Here is a 21,002-nt window from a genome sequence, read left to right on the forward strand (position 1 = left end):
AAGTAAATAACTTACGACTGAAATGTAACAATGAAATAATCTAACTTTGGAAAATCTTCACTCGGCTGCTTAAAACATAGAAAGAATAAATTGGATTAGTTGGAACGCCGTATGCGGTGAAAGTCGCACGTACGGTGTGAACAGGGGGAAAAGCCAGCGATAACTTCAAAGGCTTACCTATCTGTATGAAGAACATCCCTGTTATACATTAGATAATTAGATTAGAAAATTGGAAGTGATAGTAGAAAATGATAAGGATAATTGTAACATACGTATTGATTTATAGGGAAGATGAGAAAAAATATTGATGGTAAATAACCAAGGTGGGAGTAGATTCCTTCCTGTGAATCAGTTAACTGGGAGAGTTTGTAATGAAAACGATTATGCAGGCATTTTTTTGTTCGCTGTTTATACATATAATATATTTTTTCAGTACCTATGGATGGAGATATATTAAAACGAAATTCGATAAGCCTGATATATTGGGGGGATATGTAGCTACGGGTCATACCGATGTGATGTTCGTTTTTATAGGTTCCCCAGTAGTTTTTTTAGGCACCTCTTTTTTTGGGATAGCAATAATATGTGGCTTCATGATCATATTGACTAAAAAATATTTTAAGACATGTGGTATCTAGTGACATAAAAGTAAGTTACTTACTCTAACGGGGGCTTTAGTTGAATAAGCTATAAGAAGACTACTCGGTATCGGGTGTAAAGCCTTGCTACTAGCCCTTGATGAAATTAAGCAGACAGGTGGATTAGAAGAAATCGAAATCTGTTACGATCCTAATAATCATGTAGCAAAAGATTTTTACGCCAGTTTTGGTTTCGTTGAAGTCGGTATGGATCAAGAAAGTGAAGATATATTAGCAACTATTAAAATTTAACTTATTTATTTACGTATCCTAAAAATTTTTTAACAAGAATAGGGGGAAAGGTCGAATTCAGGAATTTATATAAAACGCTGAATCGACCTTTTTCGTAAGGAAGCAGGGTAAATATTGAAATTAACCATCTTTTATTATTAGAAATTTCAGTAAAATGAGCTTAGAATAATTTCTCTTGTCGAATTAATTTAGCTTATACGCTATGGTCGATATTAATATTGATACACTTTATTCAATGAGCATTTATTTACTTTGTAGCAATGAGAGCTTTAATAATTTCGTTCCAGTAGTCTTTAAAAGTTTGCTTCCCTTGTGCTTTTATTTGTTTTGATTGAATATTCTTTTTAACGGTTTTTCTTAGGCTCTTCATGGAAAACCCTCCTTTTAAATGCTTGTTTGCAACAGCTAACGGTCAAAAAATTGAATTCCGCACAATTTAAACGCATCTGATTTGGGCGTATATCCTACTAACCTTTTTGTTTCTTCAAGGTTTAAACGTTTAAAACGATTATCAGATATACCATGTAAGATTGAAAAAGGAGGTAGGTTTTTAGCAGAAATCGTTTTTAGGAGAAGGTCACTAAAATCTTTTGGATTTATATACGCACTCATGTCTCGAGCTGAAAGTGGCTGCCCCTCAGGTTTGTAATCGTCATAAGCACCAATACGGATAGCGATACTTTGTAACTGTTTTTCATATGCGAAATACGATGCAAGTGCTTCCACAAAACATTTGCTAACCCCATACATATTCTTTGGTCTAACAGGTGAAGAATCGGTTACTTGAAAGTCTAGTGGATATCCTTCAACTGTTTGAGCACTAGAAGCAACTACAACTCTAGATACACCATTATCCGAGGCAGCTTTAAATATATTGTATGAACCTTTGATATTACTCTCTAATAAAGAAGTATAAAAATCTGCATCTGGAGAAGGAACTCCTGCTAAATGAATAACAATATCTATGTTTTTACATGCTTCTTGACATTCTTCTAGACTAGATACATCTAAATAAATAACTTCATGACCTGACGACTTTTTAAGTTTTTCTAAAGGGAATAAATTAATGTCTGCCAATCTTAATTGATAGCTTGTTTGTTTCATTAAAGTAATAGTAATATGTTGACCAATCTTTCCAGCAGCTCCTGTAATTAAAATTTTCTTCATCACAATACACGCTCCTTTAAATTATTATTAAATGCAATGTTACAAAGTATGACCTGATTATAAGTACATGTTTGTCATTAGTACAGCGAATAATTATAATGAAGTACATGAAAAAAATTCTTGGGGTGTTAACAATGAGTTTAGTTAAGTATGAAATTTTTAGTAAAGCAGCAGAGGTAAATAGCTTTACTAAAACCGCGGATGTATTAGGATTAACGCAATCTGCTGTGAGTCATGCCATTACAAGTTTAGAAAAAGAATTTAACTTTCCTTTATTTATTCGAAATAACTCTGCAATTAAGCTAACACAGAATGGGAAGGATTTATTAGTCACGATTCGAGAGATTCTATATTATAATGATATGTTAAAGCAGGAAGTAAACGCTATCAATGGATTGAATAAAGGGACGGTAAAGGTAGGGGTATTTAGTAGTATATCAACTAACTGGATTCCTTATATTATAAAGGAAATGGAGAGAAAATATCCTGATATAGAAATACAACTAATAGAAGGAAATTATGCTGAGGTAGAGAAATGGTTACTAGATAGTGAAGTGGATTGTGGTTTTGTTAATATTAAAACGACTACTGCCTTACATTCATTCGATATTGTCCAGTTAAAAACGGAGCCACTATTATGTGTAGTATCAGACCAATCACCTTTTCATAGAAAAAAATATATATCTGTTGAAGATATTGAAAATGCTCCATTCATCATGCCCACTTTTCAATGTTTTGACGATATACAACTATTTTTTAAAGAGAACAATATCCAGCCAAATATTCGATTCGAAAATATGAACGAAAACTCTATTTTTTCTATGGTTGAGAATAATTTAGGTATTAGTATTTTACCGGAAATGATCATCCCTAAAGGATTGGATTCCATAAAGGTCATTCCACTTGAATTACAACAAACTAGAACCATCGGATTAGCCATTAGAACGCCTATTTCACCTGCAGTTAAAAAATTCGCTGAGATAACTGAGCATTGGGTAAAAAACGTGACTTAATGTAAAGCTCTTTTTTCAGGCTTTCTTGTTTAGTGAACTATTTGACAGTCACTCCTTCAGTAATAGATGTTGAGCCAATTAGGAATTAAGAGTTAGTTATGTAAAGTGACAAATGGTAAGGTGAAAGTCGTCCTTACATCACCTTAAGTAACAAAGGATGGATTAAAATTTTTAAAAGAGAATTGATGAGTGGGCAAGTACTTATAATGGCTTAAACGGAGTAAATAACTAGTTAAATTTATATGGATACTAGCTAACGGGGGCGATTGCAAAATAAAGGTAATCGCTCTTTTGTTGTTGAAGTAAAGAATGCTATAATTTGGAATTAAATGAGCCACTTTCTGAAATACTGATAAAAGCTAGAGACTTAAAGATTGAGACACTCTAAGAAAGTAACGGGGGCGTTTCTTAAATGGATACGCTTTTTCCTGACGCAACAAGCATAACAATTGCTTATTATAATTGGGCAGTTTTGTGATAGATGAAATTGATATATCGATATAATATGAGAAAGAAAGTAATATTTCTAGGGTGATGAAGGTGAGTAAGGATCAAAAAGAACGTTTAAAAGAGTTGCTAGACAAGCAAAAGCAACAAAGAATGGAAGAAGAGGAAAAAAGAGCGTACGCATTAGTTTTAGAGGAAGTGACTTCGTTATTTCCGAATCCTATTGCATATCAAGAAGTAGAAATAGCAATGTTCCTTTGGCTGAAAGGGGATCGCTTAAAATCGTGGATAGTAGGGGGTGATACTGATGAAAAGAGCAGTATTGTATTTGCATTTGCTTTTACATCATCTGTTCGAGCATTAGATTGGGCTTATCCTTTTGTTGTTTGGAATGGGAATGTATATGAAGGGAAAGAAGAAAAGGTAGTAGAGCGTCAAATTGGAGAGGTTATTGGAGAAGTAAAAACAAGACCCAATGATATGACTGGAGATTACTACGGAGATGCTTCAAATGCTTATCCGAAAGGAACAAAGTATTTTGCAATAAATGAAGTAGCAACTGAGACTGCAATTGCTGTTGAAATTGGAGAAAATCAATGGCGGAAAGCCGTAAATGTCCATAAGGCACCTTTTCATTGGATGGTTGTATGCACAAAAATCCTTCCTATTGTTATGCTAATCTCAATCGTCATCATCATTGTATTACGCCTTAAAAAGCGAAAAAATGGCTGAATTTATCCTTCATTAACAGGGGGCGATTTTCAAGTACAGTCGCTTCTGCACAAAAAAAGCAAGATCGTAAAATGAACCATCACATGATTCTCTTGGGAGTTATAGTGAAGAATCCTATCCGAAATGCAGCAACTTTATTCTTGATTGAAAACAATTTTCATAAACATCTTTACTAACCATCTATCAGCGTGATTGATAGATGGTTACTGTGTTTTTCGGAACCCATTGAATCAATTTTCTTTTCTCTATACAGTAGCAGGTTAGTAGAAAATCCGCATCATCTAGCTATTTCCCTCTATCGGCAATTAGCTATTCTGAAAGGATAACAAGTGATTTGGCGGAAGGTGATTTTTTCTACTGTCAATTAAAGCAATACAATGCGCCAATTGCTCTATACCTAGTTTAATTTGACTCTCATTCACTTGCGAGATACATAATCGAATGAGATTTTCCTTTTTATAAGCTGGTAAAAACATTCTAGAGGCATCATCAACATATATATGTTGCTCGTTTAGCATATGAACTACCTGTTTTGCTGTCACTTTCTCTGGCAAATAGATGGACAGATAGAAACCTGAAGTCGGTTTTGAAAAGTGAGTATTAGCCGGAAGTAATAATTCACATGCTTCTTGAAGGATTTGCATTTTAGAATGATATAATTCTTTTATTTTTTTGAGATGACTATTGAACATGCCACTTTTTAAATAGATCTCCAATGCCCCTTGAGACAAGGCGGAACTATTAAAATCTGAAGTGAATTTAAAGCGTAAAAAATTGTCAACCATTTGCTTGGGAAGCACGGCTGTCGCGATTCTTAGCCCTGGTAGAAAAATTTTTGAAAAGCTTTTTATATAGATTACTCTTCCAGAAGGAGCATATGAAAACATAGGATCTGATTTGTCATTTGGATCAAGATCGCCTAAAAAATCATCTTCCACGATATACACATCGTATTTTTCGGCTAATTCTACAATTTTTTTCTTTTCACTATTCGTATAACTGTGTCCAAGTGGATTATGAAATCTCGGAATTACATAGAAAAATTTTATATCATTATTACGGAAAATATATTCCAAACGGCCAAGGTCAATTCCTTCCATCGATAATTCAATCCCAAAAGTAGTAACCTGATGTACATTGGCGGACTCAATGAACCCGAAATAACTAGGTTGTTCGATTAAAATATTGTTTTTGCCATTAGGAAACGGCAAAGAAACCAATAAATTAAGGGCTTGCTGTGAGCCAGAGACAACGACCAGTTTCTCTGGTTGAGTGAAAACCTGTAAACTTTGCAAATACTTCACTAGCTGAACGCGTAAGGAATAAAGCCCTTGTTGATCGGAGTAAGTGAACAGTTCCTCTTTGTATTGTTCAATTGCTTGATTCATACAGTGCTGAAATTCTATATAAGGTAACACATTGATATCGGGACCGGCAGAATAGAAATCAATCATTTCATTATCATGTTTGCTGTGTTGAAATTCATGGACAACATAGTAACCACTTTTTGGAACGGCATAAATGAAATGCTCCTTTTCTAATTCTGTATACGCTCTAATCACCGTATTTTTACTACAAGAAAAATGCACAGCTAATTGACGAACAGAAGGAAGTTTACTACCTGCATGGAGGATGCCATTTGCTAACTGTCCTTTAATTTCTTCCATAATTTGCTTGTATTTCGAACTCATCTCTTGCATCTCCTTTAACTGTACCATGACAGATGGATAAAATAACTGTTTCTTTCTAATGTGTATACATATTAGTATTTAATTATATCAGAACTACTTTTTAAATCGTAGAAAGTGGTACAGATGAAAAAGTGATAAGAAAGGGGTGGACCATATCAAATGGCAAGAACAGAAAAACTCGGTTTATTCTTAGGTCTAGTAGGTGTCATTTGCTTTAGTTTAACGCTTCCTTCGACAAGCATTGCTGTAGCGTATTTTGGATCGACGGTTGTCGGTTTAGGAAGAACCGTTGTTGCTGCTATATTGGTAGCTGTGGTATTGGTGGTTCGAAAAGAAAAACTCCCTTCACTTCGCCAATTCAAAAGTCTATTGATTGTTGCTGTTGGTGCAGTTTTAGGATTTCCACTTCTTACATCTTGGGCAATGGAATCCTTGCCTGTTTCTCATGGCGCTGTGGAATTAGCCCTGTTACCCTTAGCAACAACCGGATTTGCAATGTTAAGGGGAGGCGAAATACCATCACTCAAATTCTGGATTTCAAGTATCATCGGTTCATTGGCTGTTATTGTGTATGCACTACATCTTGGATTCGGTCAATTACAATTTGCCGATTTAGCTTTATTAGCAGCAGTGATTATACTTGGACTTAGTTACGCAGAGGGGGGCATATTAGCGAAAGAATTAGGGAGCTGGCAAGTGATTGCCTGGGCAATAATGATTGGGGCTCCATTTTTCATTATTCCAGTTGGACTACATGTTACAGCTGAAATGCTTCAAGCACCTATACAAGCGTGGATTAGTTTTATGTATCTCGCAGTAGTTAGCCAATTTCTAGCTTATGTTGCTTGGTATAGTGGCATGGCTATGGGCGGAATTGCAAGAGTTAGTCAGATTCAATATTTACAACCATTTTTGATGATTCTATTTGCAACAGTATTTCTAGATGAATCCATCACATGGTTCACGCTTGTTATCGCAGTGATTGTTGTCTTTTCTGTTATAGTAGGCAAAAATGCGCCCGTATCCAAAAAAGAAGATGTAGCCGTGAAGAACCAGCAGCAGGTTCGCTGGAAGTAACAGGCATGTCGAGTAAGTAATTTTAATCATTTAAAAATTGGCGATATTAGGTGTTTGCACGATATTTTGCTTCGAACCCTGCTTCAGGAAAAGTGATGGAGAAGATTGGCATGACACAAGAAGGAATTTTAAAGGACCATGTCATCAAAGAAGGTAAATATCAGGATTTAATACATTACGGAATTATTAATGAAAATGAGACTGACTCATGACATTCAATACTGAAAAAAATAATGCCTGTACCAAGTGCCAGCATGAAAGAGGGTTATGCATGGTGGCAGTCATTCAAGTCGATTAAAGTTAAGCACAACGATGAAAAATGATGCGCTACTACAGGGAATTGATGAGGCAATGGACGCTGTTCGATAGGCGCGATTATAAATGAATGATGATTATTTACAAGTCCGATCTAGTAGGCGCTTAGACGCGTTCATCGCAGGTATTCAAGATTGAATCGTGAGTATTTCAACGACAACTGTCCGTACGGCGAATGGTGAAAAGTGATATCAACTTCAAAGATAAACAAAATATAAAAGCTGCCAGCATCTATCATCAAGATGGGCAGCTTTTATTGTTCCTTCAGCGGGAGGGTATTACATAACATCAATTTAGTACCTACTTCCTTCTAGCCAGTTGCTTCGTTATTACCAATGGCTTAAATAGACGTACTTCGGAAAAATCGTTGCCTAAAACGATCATTCTATTTGTTGTCAGCACGACTCAGATGAACAGCATTTCGCAATAGGATAGCAGTTACTGGGTGATTCATTTACCATTAAAAGGAATATTTACGTTCATGCATACTCAATTTACTGAATAGAAGAAGGTAACAACAATTAATGAAAAAATCCATCACATATCTGCTAACAATTGGTGAAAGCCTACTTGGCCGTGAAAACAAAACTAACTGTTTGTTCACATATTTTGGTTTGTACATTCACTATGCGGGTTAACAAAATAAAATTTCTAAGGGAAAGTGTTCACTTTTATTTGTTTTATCTCAAATGCTTATTTCAAAAGAGATTGGTGACGCTAAACGCACGATCTTCTTTCAAAAAAATGTTAAAACATTATTCAATTGTAAGCCCGCTGAAGTTAAGTAATTTTGTAAAAAACATAGCTCCTGTACATTACGCAAATAGTAAGCGTACAGAACAATAGAGGTTGTTCTGTATACTTATCGTATAATATTCCGAAAAATTAGTCAATTGAAATCCTGTTTTTTACTAGAAGTTTTTTTGACTAGACAAAAGCTACATAGTTACCTAATCTTGCATGCAATACAGTATAATACTCGGCGTAGAAGCACTTATGATAAATGACACTATAGATTTCATTTATCATTTGTTTCATAAAACTGTGTAAAGGAATTATCGGTAGCTCATGAGGAGAATGTTTTTCAATGGATTACACAAAATGAATTTTGAATGGGCACGTATCTCACTGATTGTTTATGGCATATGGTGACCGAATACGCCTTTTATCCAGTAACTTACTTGAATTCTTTCTGATACTGTTTTATAATAATTGGAATGAATATTCATTCAGTATGGAGGTCGGATTCTGTGGCAACAAATAAAAGAGAAGATATTTTGCAGGCAGCATTACTTTTGTTTACTGAACGTGGTTTTGATGCAACAACCGTACCCATGATAGCCGATAGCGCAAAAGTTGGGGCCGGTACTATTTACCGGTATTTCGAAAATAAAGAGGTACTTTTGAATTGTTTGTTTCAAGAATGCGTACAACGTTTTTTCAACACTCTAAAGCAAGGCTTTCCTGAATTCGGCACGGTACGCCAGCAATTTCATCACATTTTTTATCAAATGGTTCACTTTGCAAAAAGGGAAAGAGAGGCTATATCATTTATTGACTCCCACCATAATCCCCGTTTATTGAATGAAGAAAGCCAAAAAATGTACAACGAATTTAATGATTTTATGCGCGATTTCTTAATAAAAGGGCAGGAACAAGGCATCATCTACTCATTACCTCCTGATGTGTTGATTCCCATTTTCTATGGTGCTCTTGTCAAATTAATTGAAATAACAAGTGCAGGAGTAATAGAGGAAACAGACGAACTTTTTGCGGGTGTGGAAGAATGTTGTTGGAATGCGATCCGAGTCCATTAACCTCCAAAAGCTGTAAATCATCAACAAACACAGGATCGATCTTAATATGGCTTAGAATTTTGCTTTGGTCAAAGGAAACGAGATGGGGAGGGTTGGCGATGTTGATATTGAATCCGTCGTTTGGCTGTCCCACTTTAGCGATGCACTTTTTTATTTTGATGTGCACATAATTGTGATTTTTTGACTTATATATTAGGTGTGTAGACTGAACATTAGAGATTAGCCTTGAATTAATAATGAAAAAGATATATCCTATAATTAGGAATGAATATTCATTCCGTATGAAGGCGAATTTTAGCCTTCAAAACAGTGCGAAAATATATAAAATTAAAGTGGAAGGCGGTGTAGGAATCGAACGAATTTTTTGTAGATGTGGAGGAATGTCGTTGGAGTGCGATTAGAGTCTGCAGACTCTAATAACTTCATAGCCTAATAGGAATGAATATTCATTCCTATTAGGCTGAAAAACATTACAAAAATGAGGAGGTAAAAAGAGTATATGAATCAAGTAATCCAGAAACATAAAGATGCGGTACAAGATAATAAAAATTTTGACGTCGTAATTGTAGGCGGCGGCCCAACAGGTCTGATGGTGGCTTGCGAATTGAAGATAGCAGGCATCAATGCCGTAGTATTGGAACGAAGAATTGAGGTTGTAGTACAGCCTCGCGCATTGACCTTGCATACGCGTTCTATAGAAATTTTAGCGATGCGTGGTATTCTGGACCGGTTCATGTCCCAAAGCCAACCACAGTCTAAGATTGAGTATGCATTTCTAGAAACTTGGCTTGATGTATCAAAGTTGGACTCAGATACTCCTTACACCTTGTATATTCCACAAAATATAACTGAAAGTTTGTTAAAGGAATATGCTGAGGAATTAGGCGTGAAGATCCTCTACGGACATAATGTTGTATCGTTACAGGAGAATGAACAATTCGTGTTGTTGGAAGCTCGTGACGAAAATGGAGATAGTTACGAGTTGCAGGCAAGTTATGTAGTTGGAGCGGATGGAGCACGAAGCATTGTTCGCGAGCATACGGGAGTTGCTTTTTCCGGGTGGGATGAGAATATCACTGCTATGCAAGGTGACGTCTACGTTCAGGAACATCAGAAAATAGCGACCCCGACTACAGTGTTCAATGAACATGGGATTTGTGTGTCTGTCCCGCTGCCTAACGGTAGTCGCCGTTTCATATTAATCGATTCTACTAGACAGCATATTCCGGGTCGTACACCGGTTACACTCGAAGAGTTCACCGAATCCATATATCGGATTACAGGAACGAAGTATGAATTTGAATCTGTAATTTGGCTGACTCGTTTTGGCAATGCTACACGGGTGTCCGATTCTTATCGGATTGGACGCGTTTTACTTGCTGGAGACGCAGCACACATTCATTTCCCGTCTGGAGGACAGGGGTTGAACGTTGGCCTGCAAGATGCATTTAATCTTGGCTGGAAGCTTGCAGCTGTAGTGCGAAGTGATTCGGCTGATTGGTTGCTTACAAATTATAGCGACGAGCGGCAACCCGTCGGGAAGACGTTTACACAAGGCACATTAGCACAGTCAAAGTTATCGAGCGATTTCTCACAAGCTGGACTGGCACTGCGAGACGTTGTATCACAATGGATTGCTCACCCTGAGGTGAACTTATCGCTTGCGCAGAAGATCGGAGCTACCGGAGTGGCCTATCCACCAATCCCGGAAAATGGTTCCGAGCAATTGTTTGCAGGACGCCGTTGTCCTAATTTTACACTTAGAGATACGAACCAGAAAAAGCATACACTCTATGAAATGATGCCTAACGGTCGTTTCGTACTTATATTATCTCCTGATCACCAATCATTGGCGGATAAACTGCAACGTTTTGCTCACCGTGTGAATATTACTGCCGCACGCATTGAACGGAGCGAGTTCACAAATATGAATGCAATGTTAATCCGACCGGATGGTCACATTGCCTGGACACATTCAAGCAATGAGAAGGGGGATCTGGAGGAAAAAACACTCGCTATGCTTCAAGTATGGTGCCGACTGGAGAATTCAGTTGCCGCTGAGTCATAAGCAGCGGTTAGATTAGACAACTTTAGCTGCACAAGAGAAAGCAGGCATCTCTCACATATATCTTTGTACGCGAGATGCCTACTTCTTTCTAAAGACTTTTTCATTGATTGGCCATTTTCTGCTTGATAACTTCCGGTTGATTGTGTATTTGTTGTAGAATGATATTGGCTCCATATATTTTGACGCTGCAAATTAAAAAAACAAATGAGCTGCGTCTGCTTTCGTGTTGTCTTTATTCCGAAATTGAAGAGTTTAATTTTCATGGGAGTTGAACAAGGAAAAGCATTAAAAATAATTAATTAATATAACCTACATAAGTTGTAGGTTTTCCACTGTTCCGTGAATAATTCAGGTTTGAAGATATTTTTCTAATAAAGTTAAAAAGAGCTCGATATCATCTTTGCTAAGATCACCAATGTTGGCTATCCTAAAAGAATTTAATTGATAAAGTTTTCCAGGATATATCGTTATTCCGTTAGCATAAAAATAATCATGCATTTCTTTAAAATTATACTTTTCACTTTCGGGCTCTACTATTGCTGTAATAATTTTTGAATGGTGCTCGACAGGGACGAGATATCTTAAACCAAGTTTAGAGAGGCCTTCTATTAAGGTTTCCCAACATTTAGAATATCGTTCATATCTTTCTTTCATTCCTTCTGCTTTTAATTCTACAATCGCCTGTTTTAGCGCATAGAGAGTTTGTACAGGCGGAGTAAAACGCATCTGACCTGTCTCGATGAAATGGTCATATTGAGAATAAAGATTCAAGTAATAATTTGTCGGCTTTTTTGTTTTTTCTTTTTCTAGTTCGCTTTTTTTAGCTATAACAAAAGAGACTCCTGCCATTCCTTGAAGGTTTTTATTGGAACTAGCCGCCAAATAACTTATTTTCATTTTACTCATATTAATAGGAATAGCCGCAAACGAACTCATTGCATCTACCATCATATTAATCTCATTTTCTTCACAAATGGAGCCAATCGATTCTATATCGTTTAATAATCCCGTTGTTGTTTCATTATGGACGACAGCTAGAAAAGAAACTTTTCGTGGAATTCTTTGAATGAATGAATGTAACTGATCTAATTTAATAGGTTGATCGGGTGGACTTAAAAACTCAATCCAATCCAGCTGATAAGCTTCTGCAATTTCACACATTCTTTTTCCATAGGCTCCGTTATTAATGATTACTAAAACCCCATCAGTCATTACTGAACTCAAGATTGACTCCACAGCAGCAGTACCTGAACCACCGAATAAAACAGTTGTATATTGATTCTCTTCTGAAACTAAACTAGTAATTTCAGAAGTAACAAACTGCAATAATTGGCTGAAGTCATCTTCACGAGGGCAAATATCAGGTACCACTTGTGCGTATTTAACCGTATCTGTTGTAGTAGCAGGTCCGGGATTCAGTAATATATTTCTTTTAATTTTCTTCAAGGTACTCCTCCCTTTAATTTTATTACACTTTTATACGCGGTTCGAATTATCTCCCTCCAACTAAGTTTTAGTACTGTATAGAGGCTTCTTATAGGCAAAATCAACCTGCTAATATTCATTTTCAGAACAATTATTTAATAAATTTCTGTAGACGAGTTTTAACTTCACTTGGAGTAACTTTTGGGCGTCCTAGATTTTGTTTAGATCCCTTTGAGATTTTCAAATAAATAAAAGTCAGCCCTTTTGTCATTTTCCATTCTTGAATACACATTTCAAGTTCTTGTAAATTATGGATATAGTATGACTTTTCATAACCGCAAGCTGCAGCAATATTGACAATATTAACATTGTGAGAAACGGTATTTTGCCCTCCAGTTGAATCGTGAACTTGATTATCTAGAAGAATGTGGAGCATATTTTCAGGTTGATAGTAGCCATTTGTAGATAAGCTCCCCATTCGCATAAGGAGGGAACCATCTCCATCAATAACAACTACATCTATATCTTTTCGCGTATAGGCTAAGCCTAAGCCTAAAGAACCGACACAACCCATGGAGCCAACCATATATAGATTATTATCAGCATCCTCGACCTCATATAGTTCCCTTCCTGTTTTACCAGTTGTGGCCATTAATACTGTTTTCATATTTTTGAGTCCATTTATCACTTTTAAAGTGTCAAAACGACTTGGCAGTTCATCTAAGTCAGTTTTTTCACTTTTTTTCTTGTTTTTATGATTAAGACGTTGCTCTATCTTCAATTTCTCACTTTTAAATGTTTCTTTTCTCACTACAAAAAAGAATGGTTGATTTACTTCAATCCACTTGTTAGCTTCTTCAAGCTGTCTCTTTGCCTCACTATCATCAGGAGATAAGAATTGCCATTTTATTTGCATGAGATCTAATATTTGTGTCGTAATTTGTCCCATTAATTCATGCTGGGGTTCATCATTCAACCCGGGTTCTCCACGTAGGCTAACAAACCCAAGTATAGGTATTTGAAAGGGGTAGTTTAAGGAAGTCAATGGAGAAATACAATTGGTTAGACCAGAGTTTTGCATTAAAACAACTGATTTCCTTCCCCCAAGGTATGCTCCTGAAGCAATGGCTACAGCATCACCTTCGTTGGCTGCAGCAATATATTCACACTCATTTATGGAATAGTTAATAAGATTCTTTAAAAATGAACATGGGACCCCACTGTAAAAGTCAAAACCAAGTCTTTTAAGCTCATTTCCAAATTCGATTGTATTTAACATACCATCACTCCGTTTCGGGTTGTGATTCGTTATTAGTTGATGGCAAATATTTCTTCTCCGCTTTTTGAAGCTCCTCAGCATTTTGGAGTCTAAAAATCTCTTGCACACTTACAATCGATTTCTCTACTTGAATGAGACTTTCATCTTTTAGAATTTGTTTTGAGATGTTCTGCATAGCAGTGATCGATGCTCTTAAGTTATGGTTAGCCCAGATTGCAGTACTTATTCCTACTTTTCTGAATTCATTAGTTGGGGTTGTATAATATTTTGTAGGCACAATAACCACTGGATGCCTTCCACTCCATTCCTTCATGAATGCTTCAATTTCTTTAAAATCTGATTTTTTACTATGCACAAGAATTGCATCGGCGCCTGCCTTCCTGTAGGCTTCCGCACGTTTAAGGGCTTCATCTAATCCCAAGCCTGCAATAAAAGCCTCGACTCTAGCTACAACCATAAAGTCTTCATCCTCTTGAGTATCTTTCATTGCTTTTATTTTCCCGCAAAATTCTTCAATCGATGCGAGAGGCTGTGTTTCTCCATTAATAAATGAATTCGTTTTCGGAAAAATTTTATCCTCGATACAAACTCCAGCAATATTCAATTGTTCTAGTTTTTTAACTAACCTCCGAGCATTATTGAAATTTCCATATCCTGTATCCCCATCTAATAGGATGGGAATTGTTGTCGTATCACTCATAAATTCAAGTATATCTAATACCTGCGTCCATGATGCTTCATTATTATCTCTTACACCTAATGATCCTGATATCGATAGACCACTCGCCCAAATCCCTTTAAAACCGACTTCCTCTACAACTTTTGCGGAAAGACCGTTATGGGCTTCCATTAAAAATTCAAGTTCGTCTGAATATATTATTTTTTTTAATTTCGTCGTTTTTTTCAATAGCTTCCATCTCCTTACTCGACATCTCCTATTATCATATGACTAAAAGTAAAGATTAGCAGGGCAGATACATTAGAAACTAATGATTTTGAAAATCAAAAAAATGGATGTATAGAGAACAATCATAATGAAACTTTTCTAGTGCAGTAAATTTACTATGGGACTCTAACAGAAAAATGGGAGAGATTAATCGCGTTACCAAGTCCCGACCACCCATGCAAGATAAATCTATTTACATACAATACAGTAACCTCCATAAGTGGAGAGGACTACACTATTAATACAAAAGAAATAAAAATATCTTACTAAATGAGGTGCGTTTATTGAAAAATGGACTTGGAAAATGGGAACAATTTTTACTTTTAAATCAAAATCCTTTAACAACTAACTGCATTCCAGAATCAACACTTTACAGTCTAGAAAACCTAATCTATTTATTAGATAGGTATGAGTATGTTTATGTGAAACATAATAGCACTGGACAAGGAAGAGCAATTTATAAAGTCTACAAAAGAAAAGATGGACACTATTGTTTTAACGGATTTACCATGCAAGGTGAAGAAATAAATAAGTGTGTGGCAGCAATTGAGGATTTCCATCAAGTTCTACATCCATATGAGAAACACGATAGATTAAGCGGAATTTATATTATACAGGAGGGGGTCATGAGTCTAACCCCTAATGGGCATTCAATATCCATTCGTGTTCATGTTCAAAAACTAAAGGGAAAATGGATAATTGGTGGAATTTACGGAAGAATTGCAACTGAGGATCATGGGATTGTCAATTCAAATCGGGGTTCTCAAGTAATACCGATTGATGAATTATTATCAGATTATATGATGATGGATAATACAAAGAAAGATAAAACAATAGCTTCTCTAAAAAAAGATTCAATTTTAGCATCTGAAGTAATAGCATCCCACTTTCCTTGTAGAGAATATGGCATTGATTTTGGAATAAATCTTAAAGGAAAACCTATATTATTTGAAGTAAATACAACGCCAAGCATAAGTAGTTTTGCCAAAATTGATAGGGAGATCTGGAAGAAAATTGTAGAGATTAGGAAAATGCAAAATGAAGGCTAAGTTTGAAATGTAGTTATTTTTCATGTCAGTCACCAACATATTTCTATTCAATAGACATACATCAATAAATTACTTTCCCCACTATATTTATAGGAAAGAAGAAACTTAATTGCATCCGTTACTTGTGAACAATTAGGAATTTACCTTTAAGAAAAAATGGATTATGGTTGGGTAGGCTACACTTGGTTAGACAGCTCTTATAAGGGCTAGTACACTAAAAAGACTACCCAAAGGAGCGTGTCAAAATGAGACAAGAACGTAAAACCTATAAAGCAGATTTTAAGTTATAAATGGTGAAGCTTTATGAAAATGGCAAGTTTCGTGCAGACATTGCCAGAGAATACGAAATTACGCCTTCAGCGTTAGATCACTGGATTAAAAACCATCAAAATACAGGTTCATTTACTGTGGAAGATAATCGAACGAAAGAAGAAAAAGAGTTACTAGATCTGCGTAAAGAAGTCCAACGTTTACATATGGAGAATAATATTTTAAGCAGCAGCGCTGATCATGGGACGAAAGTAGATGTGATTCGTACGAACGCTCACAAATACTCAGTATCAGCAATTTTTTCTACGCCGAGTAATCGCAGGCGTTACATGTGCGATGTCCTACAAATTCCTCAAAGCTCATATTATTATCAAGTCAAAAAGTGTGAATATGATGCACATAGCGGCCGATGCTATTATTCGCTTTCGCATCCATGAAAATGACATCTTCAGGAGAGCAAGGTGGGAGCTTTAATTTTTCACGCTCAGTTCCGATGTATTGATAAATATCTGTTTTTGTATAGTCAGTAAATGGATATTCGGTTTTAGATGAACCGAACAGAAATAGTGAATGTATATTGCCTTAACAATTCATTATGAATTTGGTCAGAAAGCTAAGCCATATAACATCAGTAACAATATACCACCTAAAACCGGAGATTATTATATCATTGAGCCCTCCTATGCTTTCACCGGTAATCAAGTGGTTATTTATAGGGGCTTTCCAGAAGTTTCGCGACTTTTTGGAGGCCTTTATTTCATAGCTATTTCAAGGGGATTCAGAGAATAAACAATAATTTTACCTTATGATAAAATATGTTGTCAATAATAAATTTGTAAATTTATTAAAAAATGTTATAATAGTCTTACAATTGTTTTTTTTAAATCGTATTTCGAATTCCGCTGTTCTTTTTTGCAGATAGAATTTGGATACGTTTTTTAATATCTTTTTTAAGCGGAGAAAAAATTAAAACAGTTATGTGAGCTTTAAAGGAAGTTAGAAATTATTAATTTACTATCTAATAGTAACCGAGTTTTTATTCCATAAGGAGGACTAGAATAATGAATCTAATCAATAAGAAAGTTACACATAAGCGTTTTGGCATGGGTAGTATAGTTCAACATAATGATTCTAGTATTGAAATACATTTCGCATCGGAAAATAAACTGTTTGTTTTCCCAGATGTATTTGGAAAGCACCTAAAACTACATGATAAAAGTGATGCTAAGTCACTTGAAGAAATTATACAAAAAAAGGAAAATGAACGAAAAGAGGAAGAATGGAAGAAGGAAGAGGGAAAAAAACTACAACGAAAAAAACTGTTACTTCGCTTGGAACACGAAAAACTTATGAAAAACCATAAACTTCATCCCGAATCACAAATGGTTTTTTGGTGTGACACAGAAGAACAGAATAGTTCTTTTTCAGAGTGGAAAGTTTTTTCAGGCGTATTAAAAAGTGGTAATAACAAAGGAAAGCCAAACAAGCCGAGCCGCTTGCACCAAAATAGCGCTGTCCTATTAACAGCAATAGATTCCAGCATGCCTGAAAAAGACAGACGTATCTTAGGTGTCTATATGGTGAATGAAGATTTTGTCGGTAAGCTTTGTGAAGATGGATATATTCCTGCTCATTCAAAATACAGAATTCAACTTACAGAACAGGAATCGGATCAGCTGCTTTTCTGGCAATATTATATAAATGAAAAATTCCCTGAAAAAATGACATGGAATACAGGTAAATTCCGTTATTTTGAAAATTCATGGATGGCTCAAATTTTGCTTGATATAGTTTCGTTGAAAAGTGACCCAAATGAACGAGAGCTGGCACAACAATTTTTTAAACATTTTTGTAAAATGAATCAGATAACAGCTCAAGAGTTACCAAAGCCTAATGGCGCATTAATGCGTATTTAGACGTTTGCCCAAAGATTATAAGAATGACTAACACCTACTTTCTTTTTAGTTGTAACTGCTGGGATTGTTCGTGTCATAGCTAACCTGATTTGGAATTAAAATATAAGGTATGCAGTTGTTTCAAAGGCACCAATTGGAGTCCTACATTAAGTGATTTCTACACTCTTCCAGATTTAATTGGTTCCATCATTTCGATTATTATCGTAAGTATCATTTTGAAATTGATATCTAATGATCGAGGAAGACTTGAGTGAAAAGCTCAGGTCTTTTTTTCTTGAATCAATTAGATGACTGGAACAGCTGCAAGAAATGTCCAGGCCTTATATGGTTTAAGAAAGATGAAAATCGCATTATTAGCTATGGAAGCGGCATAAGCGAAATATGGAGCCTTGGAGTGAAAAATGTTGTTCTAGACGGTATTGTTAATCTAAATAAAGAGCATTTGAGCAAAAATGTTCAGACCATTCACGAAGAACTCTCAAAGGATGACATTCAATCTGCCTCTATCAATGGACTTTTATATCGTGGGAGTTTTCACCAACGATTAAATGTACCGAAACTTATTTCAGCTATGGGACTTCTACCAAATAAAATAGATATCAACGGACCTTCATTAATTTCATTGGGGACATTATCTCAATTCATGGAAGTTAGATGGTGATCACTCAATATTAAATTTAAAGGTCGATAGTCAAGGACTTATCGAATATGACGATTATCCAGATGCTCTAGCAAGGCTTAATGGTGCCCTGCATTCACATGAAGGTCAATTTATTATTGTAGATGCAAAGCCTCAATTTGAATTTATTGAAGAACATAGTCATAATCATACTGGTGGAGGAGCACATGGTTCTTTACACAAAATCGATTCCCTTGTTCCTCTCATTATCGCTGGTACTCATGAAAAACCTGAATACAATAGACTCGTGGACATTAAGAAATGGATTATTAAATTAACAAAGTAACTCCCTTACCTAAAGAACATTATGGCAGTGGAGCTTTTAGTGATGGATACCATTGCATGAAGAGCAAGTCATAGATTCTGTACATGGAAAAGTGATGACATTTGAGGGAGGACATTATTTACACCATACCAGATCAAAGGAAATCGTTGAACTTCAGGGCATAGATGGAAGGAATAAAATAAGTGCACTGAAAAAGGTCCCTCCACGATTTTGTACATGAGCATAAGTGATATAAAACCGCCCTTTAGGTGTAGGTTTGAAATAAAGTTGCACCGTTTTACCCCTTTAGATATGATTATCTAAAGGGATGTTTTTATGTCGAAAAGAAAAAGAACATCTGAGATTGATCAGTGGATTAAACAAGGTCGAGGGTCAAATGTCTCGCATGTGTTGGACTGAGAGTAGGGTGGGTGGTCGCTGACAAGGAGTTGATCGACCAAATTCGTGATTTTAAAGATTATACTACTCATACAATTTGTTCGATTAATGATTTTATTGCGGTTAGGCTTCTGCTTCATTGAAAGAATATCGGACTTGAGCACAAGTCATGGATGCTAGAAAATGTATCAGAATTCCGAAAGCTAGTCAACGAGCTCGACTGGGTTGAACCAGAAGGCGGAATCGTTGCCTTCCCGTTTTTGAAAGATAAAACACTTAGTAGCCAACATTTTGCAGAGAAATTGATTGCGAGTACGGAAGTATCTGTTCTTCCTGGTGAAGTGTTTGAGCGTCCTGGACATTTCAGGGTTGGATTTGGGCTTCACCCTGACAAATTCCGTGGTGCAATGAAATGGATGTCTGAATTTATTGCATCCAAGGGATGACAATAGGAATAAGCAGAATTTCCGCTGACTCATGATCTCGGCGAGGAGAGTGAACGAATGATGAGAGGGATGGGGAAATGAGCGATACAAGGACCAAATTGATGCTGGATTTGCAAAGAATTGAGAAGGATGAGTACCAGTTACGCGAAGGTGAGCAGCATCAAGATTTCTTACCTTTGTTACTTCAATATATTGGCGATCCTCAGCCAGAATTACGGGATAACCTGATTTATCCGATGTTTTATATGTGGATTAGGGAAGAGAATAGGTTCAGTGGAGAGGAGTTGCGTAGCCTCTTAACTGTTCTGACTGATGACAACCATTTGTTCTATAATATTGGCAGCGAGGATGATCAGTCAGTTTTTACAAGGACGTTCTCTGCCTTGCCTATCGCTTTGATTGTGCAACGCCACAGACAGAATCCATTTTTCAATCAAGCGGAAATTGAGCAATTAATGCATGTAATGCTCCGCTATTATAAAGAGGAGATGGATCTGCGAGGTTACCTTTCAGTAGGGGGCTGGGCTCACAGCGCGTCTCACGGTGCGGATGTTTTTGTCGAGCTAGTGCAGTGCGAGGAGAGCAGCGTCGCCATGCTGCGTGAGGTGCTTGTTGCTATTTCTGGCATGCTTCATAATGGTAGACACATTTTTAGCGATGAGGATGATGAGCGGTTGGTCAACATCGTGGATACGATGATTGACAAAGAGCTACTTCCACATCAAGAAATCGCTGATTGGATTAGCGGCTTAGCGCAATGCTGCAATTTGCCGAGAAGTCGCAGTCAGGTGATTGCTCGCGTGAACAGCAAGAATTTTTTACGCAGTCTCTATTTCAGAAGGGGACAAGATAGCCGAGGGAATGAGCTTAACACTGTCATGCTTGGTACTGAGGCAAAATTGAACAGGTTTTCTATCAGTTAAAGGATATAGAGGGGCTGTCCCAAAAGCCATGGAAAATTGGCTGAGGGATTGCCCCTTTTTATGTCAAGAAAAACAAAAAGAAACCATCCTTTGGTAAAATAGAAGTACCACCCACCACGCACAAAAGGAGAGGCAAGTATTCCAGATTTACAAAAATTCCGGTGAGAGTTTGAACATCATTGATTACC

The 21,002-nt window shown here is 36.3% G+C and carries 17 protein-coding genes and 1 pseudogene; 12 read left to right on the top strand and 6 right to left on the bottom strand.

Annotation, left to right across the window (positions count from 1 at the left end; genetic code table 11):
- Nucleotides 1-722: 722 nt before the first annotated feature.
- On the top strand, nt 723-890 hold the full coding sequence (locus tag ACQKII_RS02195; RefSeq protein ID WP_427455927.1) for a hypothetical protein: 168 nt from the start codon (nt 723-725) through the stop codon (nt 888-890).
- Between the two features lie 247 nt (nt 891-1,137).
- Here the strand turns inward: ACQKII_RS02195 and ACQKII_RS02200 are convergent, their stop codons facing one another.
- Both ACQKII_RS02200 and ACQKII_RS02205 read right to left on the bottom strand, forming a co-directional pair.
- The gene (locus ACQKII_RS02200; RefSeq protein ID WP_427455929.1) at nt 1,138-1,260 is read right to left on the bottom strand and encodes a hypothetical protein; all 123 of its coding nucleotides are present in this window, start codon (nt 1,258-1,260) and stop codon (nt 1,138-1,140) included.
- A gap of 35 nt (nt 1,261-1,295) precedes the next feature.
- On the bottom strand, nt 1,296-2,057 hold the full coding sequence (locus ACQKII_RS02205; protein WP_427456735.1) for an NAD-dependent epimerase/dehydratase family protein: 762 nt from the start codon (nt 2,055-2,057) through the stop codon (nt 1,296-1,298).
- 134 nt (nt 2,058-2,191) lie between these two features.
- On the opposite strand from ACQKII_RS02205, the gene ACQKII_RS02210 reads away from it, so the two are divergent.
- Together ACQKII_RS02210 and ACQKII_RS02215 are read left to right on the top strand one after the other, a co-directional pair.
- Complete coding sequence (locus tag ACQKII_RS02210) at nt 2,192-3,070, top strand: LysR family transcriptional regulator (protein WP_427455931.1); 879 nt, start codon at nt 2,192-2,194, stop codon at nt 3,068-3,070.
- A 540-nt stretch (nt 3,071-3,610) separates the two neighbouring features.
- Nucleotides 3,611-4,249 carry a hypothetical protein gene (locus ACQKII_RS02215; protein ID WP_427455933.1) on the top strand — a complete coding sequence of 213 codons (639 nt, stop codon included), beginning with the start codon at nt 3,611-3,613 and terminating at the stop codon, nt 4,247-4,249.
- Nucleotides 4,250-4,554: 305 nt separating this feature from the next.
- Here ACQKII_RS02215 and ACQKII_RS02220 read toward each other — a convergent pair whose 3' ends face one another.
- A complete protein-coding gene (locus ACQKII_RS02220; protein ID WP_427455935.1) occupies nt 4,555-5,940 on the bottom strand; it encodes a PLP-dependent aminotransferase family protein in 1,386 nt (461 codons plus the stop codon).
- 159 nt (nt 5,941-6,099) lie between these two features.
- On the opposite strand from ACQKII_RS02220, the gene ACQKII_RS02225 reads away from it, so the two are divergent.
- The 3 genes from ACQKII_RS02225 (at nt 6,100) to ACQKII_RS02235 (ending at nt 11,217) form a co-directional block, all read left to right on the top strand.
- Complete coding sequence (locus tag ACQKII_RS02225) at nt 6,100-7,017, top strand: DMT family transporter (protein ID WP_427455937.1); 918 nt, start codon at nt 6,100-6,102, stop codon at nt 7,015-7,017.
- Between the two features lie 1,565 nt (nt 7,018-8,582).
- Nucleotides 8,583-9,149 (top strand): TetR/AcrR family transcriptional regulator, encoded by a 567-nt coding sequence (locus ACQKII_RS02230; RefSeq protein ID WP_427455939.1) that lies wholly within the window; start codon nt 8,583-8,585, stop codon nt 9,147-9,149.
- A gap of 499 nt (nt 9,150-9,648) precedes the next feature.
- Nucleotides 9,649-11,217 carry an FAD-dependent monooxygenase gene (locus ACQKII_RS02235; RefSeq protein WP_427455941.1) on the top strand — a complete coding sequence of 523 codons (1,569 nt, stop codon included), beginning with the start codon at nt 9,649-9,651 and terminating at the stop codon, nt 11,215-11,217.
- A 348-nt stretch (nt 11,218-11,565) separates the two neighbouring features.
- Here ACQKII_RS02235 and ACQKII_RS02240 read toward each other — a convergent pair whose 3' ends face one another.
- The 3 genes from ACQKII_RS02240 to aepX all read right to left on the bottom strand — a co-directional run bounded on the left by ACQKII_RS02240 (nt 11,566) and on the right by aepX (nt 14,828).
- Complete coding sequence (locus ACQKII_RS02240) at nt 11,566-12,663, bottom strand: 2-aminoethylphosphonate aminotransferase (RefSeq protein WP_427455943.1); 1,098 nt, start codon at nt 12,661-12,663, stop codon at nt 11,566-11,568.
- Between the two features lie 130 nt (nt 12,664-12,793).
- Nucleotides 12,794-13,921, bottom strand: a complete 1,128-nt coding sequence (aepY, locus tag ACQKII_RS02245) for a phosphonopyruvate decarboxylase (RefSeq protein ID WP_427455945.1) — start codon at nt 13,919-13,921, stop codon at nt 12,794-12,796.
- A gap of 4 nt (nt 13,922-13,925) precedes the next feature.
- Nucleotides 13,926-14,828, bottom strand: a complete 903-nt coding sequence (gene aepX / locus ACQKII_RS02250) for a phosphoenolpyruvate mutase (RefSeq protein ID WP_427455947.1) — start codon at nt 14,826-14,828, stop codon at nt 13,926-13,928.
- A gap of 323 nt (nt 14,829-15,151) precedes the next feature.
- Between aepX and ACQKII_RS02255 the strand changes: the two genes are divergently transcribed.
- The 6 genes and pseudogenes from ACQKII_RS02255 to ACQKII_RS02280 all read left to right on the top strand — a co-directional run bounded on the left by ACQKII_RS02255 (nt 15,152) and on the right by ACQKII_RS02280 (nt 20,814).
- Nucleotides 15,152-15,916: a YheC/YheD family protein gene (locus tag ACQKII_RS02255; RefSeq protein WP_427455949.1), complete on the top strand. Its 765-nt coding sequence runs from the start codon at nt 15,152-15,154 to the stop codon at nt 15,914-15,916.
- 290 nt (nt 15,917-16,206) lie between these two features.
- Nucleotides 16,207-16,566: pseudogene (locus tag ACQKII_RS02260) on the top strand (transposase); the annotation flags it as partial.
- A 681-nt stretch (nt 16,567-17,247) separates the two neighbouring features.
- Complete coding sequence (locus tag ACQKII_RS02265) at nt 17,248-18,102, top strand: malate synthase (RefSeq protein WP_427455950.1); 855 nt, start codon at nt 17,248-17,250, stop codon at nt 18,100-18,102.
- Nucleotides 18,103-18,352: 250 nt separating this feature from the next.
- Complete coding sequence (locus ACQKII_RS02270) at nt 18,353-18,763, top strand: hypothetical protein (protein WP_427455952.1); 411 nt, start codon at nt 18,353-18,355, stop codon at nt 18,761-18,763.
- Nucleotides 18,764-19,618: 855 nt separating this feature from the next.
- The gene (locus ACQKII_RS02275; protein WP_427455954.1) at nt 19,619-19,891 is read left to right on the top strand and encodes an aminotransferase class I/II-fold pyridoxal phosphate-dependent enzyme; all 273 of its coding nucleotides are present in this window, start codon (nt 19,619-19,621) and stop codon (nt 19,889-19,891) included.
- Nucleotides 19,892-19,968: 77 nt separating this feature from the next.
- On the top strand, nt 19,969-20,814 hold the full coding sequence (locus ACQKII_RS02280; RefSeq protein ID WP_427455956.1) for a DUF2785 domain-containing protein: 846 nt from the start codon (nt 19,969-19,971) through the stop codon (nt 20,812-20,814).
- The last annotated feature ends 188 nt before the right edge of the window (nt 20,815-21,002 follow it).

Origin of the sequence: Lysinibacillus sp. NPDC048646, from assembly GCF_050272295.1 — a bacterium.
Taxonomy (GTDB): domain Bacteria; phylum Bacillota; class Bacilli; order Bacillales_A; family Planococcaceae; genus Lysinibacillus.

Coding starts and splice junctions, on each gene's coding strand:
- aepY (WP_427455945.1), bottom strand. CDS start 13,921: ATGTTAAATACAATCGAATTTGGAAATGAGCTTAAAAGACTTGGTTTT.
- ACQKII_RS02235 (WP_427455941.1), top strand. CDS start 9,649: ATGAATCAAGTAATCCAGAAACATAAAGATGCGGTACAAGATAATAAA.
- ACQKII_RS02205 (WP_427456735.1), bottom strand. CDS start 2,057: ATGAAGAAAATTTTAATTACAGGAGCTGCTGGAAAGATTGGTCAACAT.
- ACQKII_RS02200 (WP_427455929.1), bottom strand. CDS start 1,260: ATGAAGAGCCTAAGAAAAACCGTTAAAAAGAATATTCAATCAAAACAA.
- ACQKII_RS02220 (WP_427455935.1), bottom strand. CDS start 5,940: ATGAGTTCGAAATACAAGCAAATTATGGAAGAAATTAAAGGACAGTTA.
- ACQKII_RS02210 (WP_427455931.1), top strand. CDS start 2,192: ATGAGTTTAGTTAAGTATGAAATTTTTAGTAAAGCAGCAGAGGTAAAT.
- ACQKII_RS02265 (WP_427455950.1), top strand. CDS start 17,248: ATGAATCTAATCAATAAGAAAGTTACACATAAGCGTTTTGGCATGGGT.
- ACQKII_RS02225 (WP_427455937.1), top strand. CDS start 6,100: ATGGCAAGAACAGAAAAACTCGGTTTATTCTTAGGTCTAGTAGGTGTC.
- ACQKII_RS02275 (WP_427455954.1), top strand. CDS start 19,619: ATGCTAGAAAATGTATCAGAATTCCGAAAGCTAGTCAACGAGCTCGAC.
- ACQKII_RS02280 (WP_427455956.1), top strand. CDS start 19,969: ATGAGCGATACAAGGACCAAATTGATGCTGGATTTGCAAAGAATTGAG.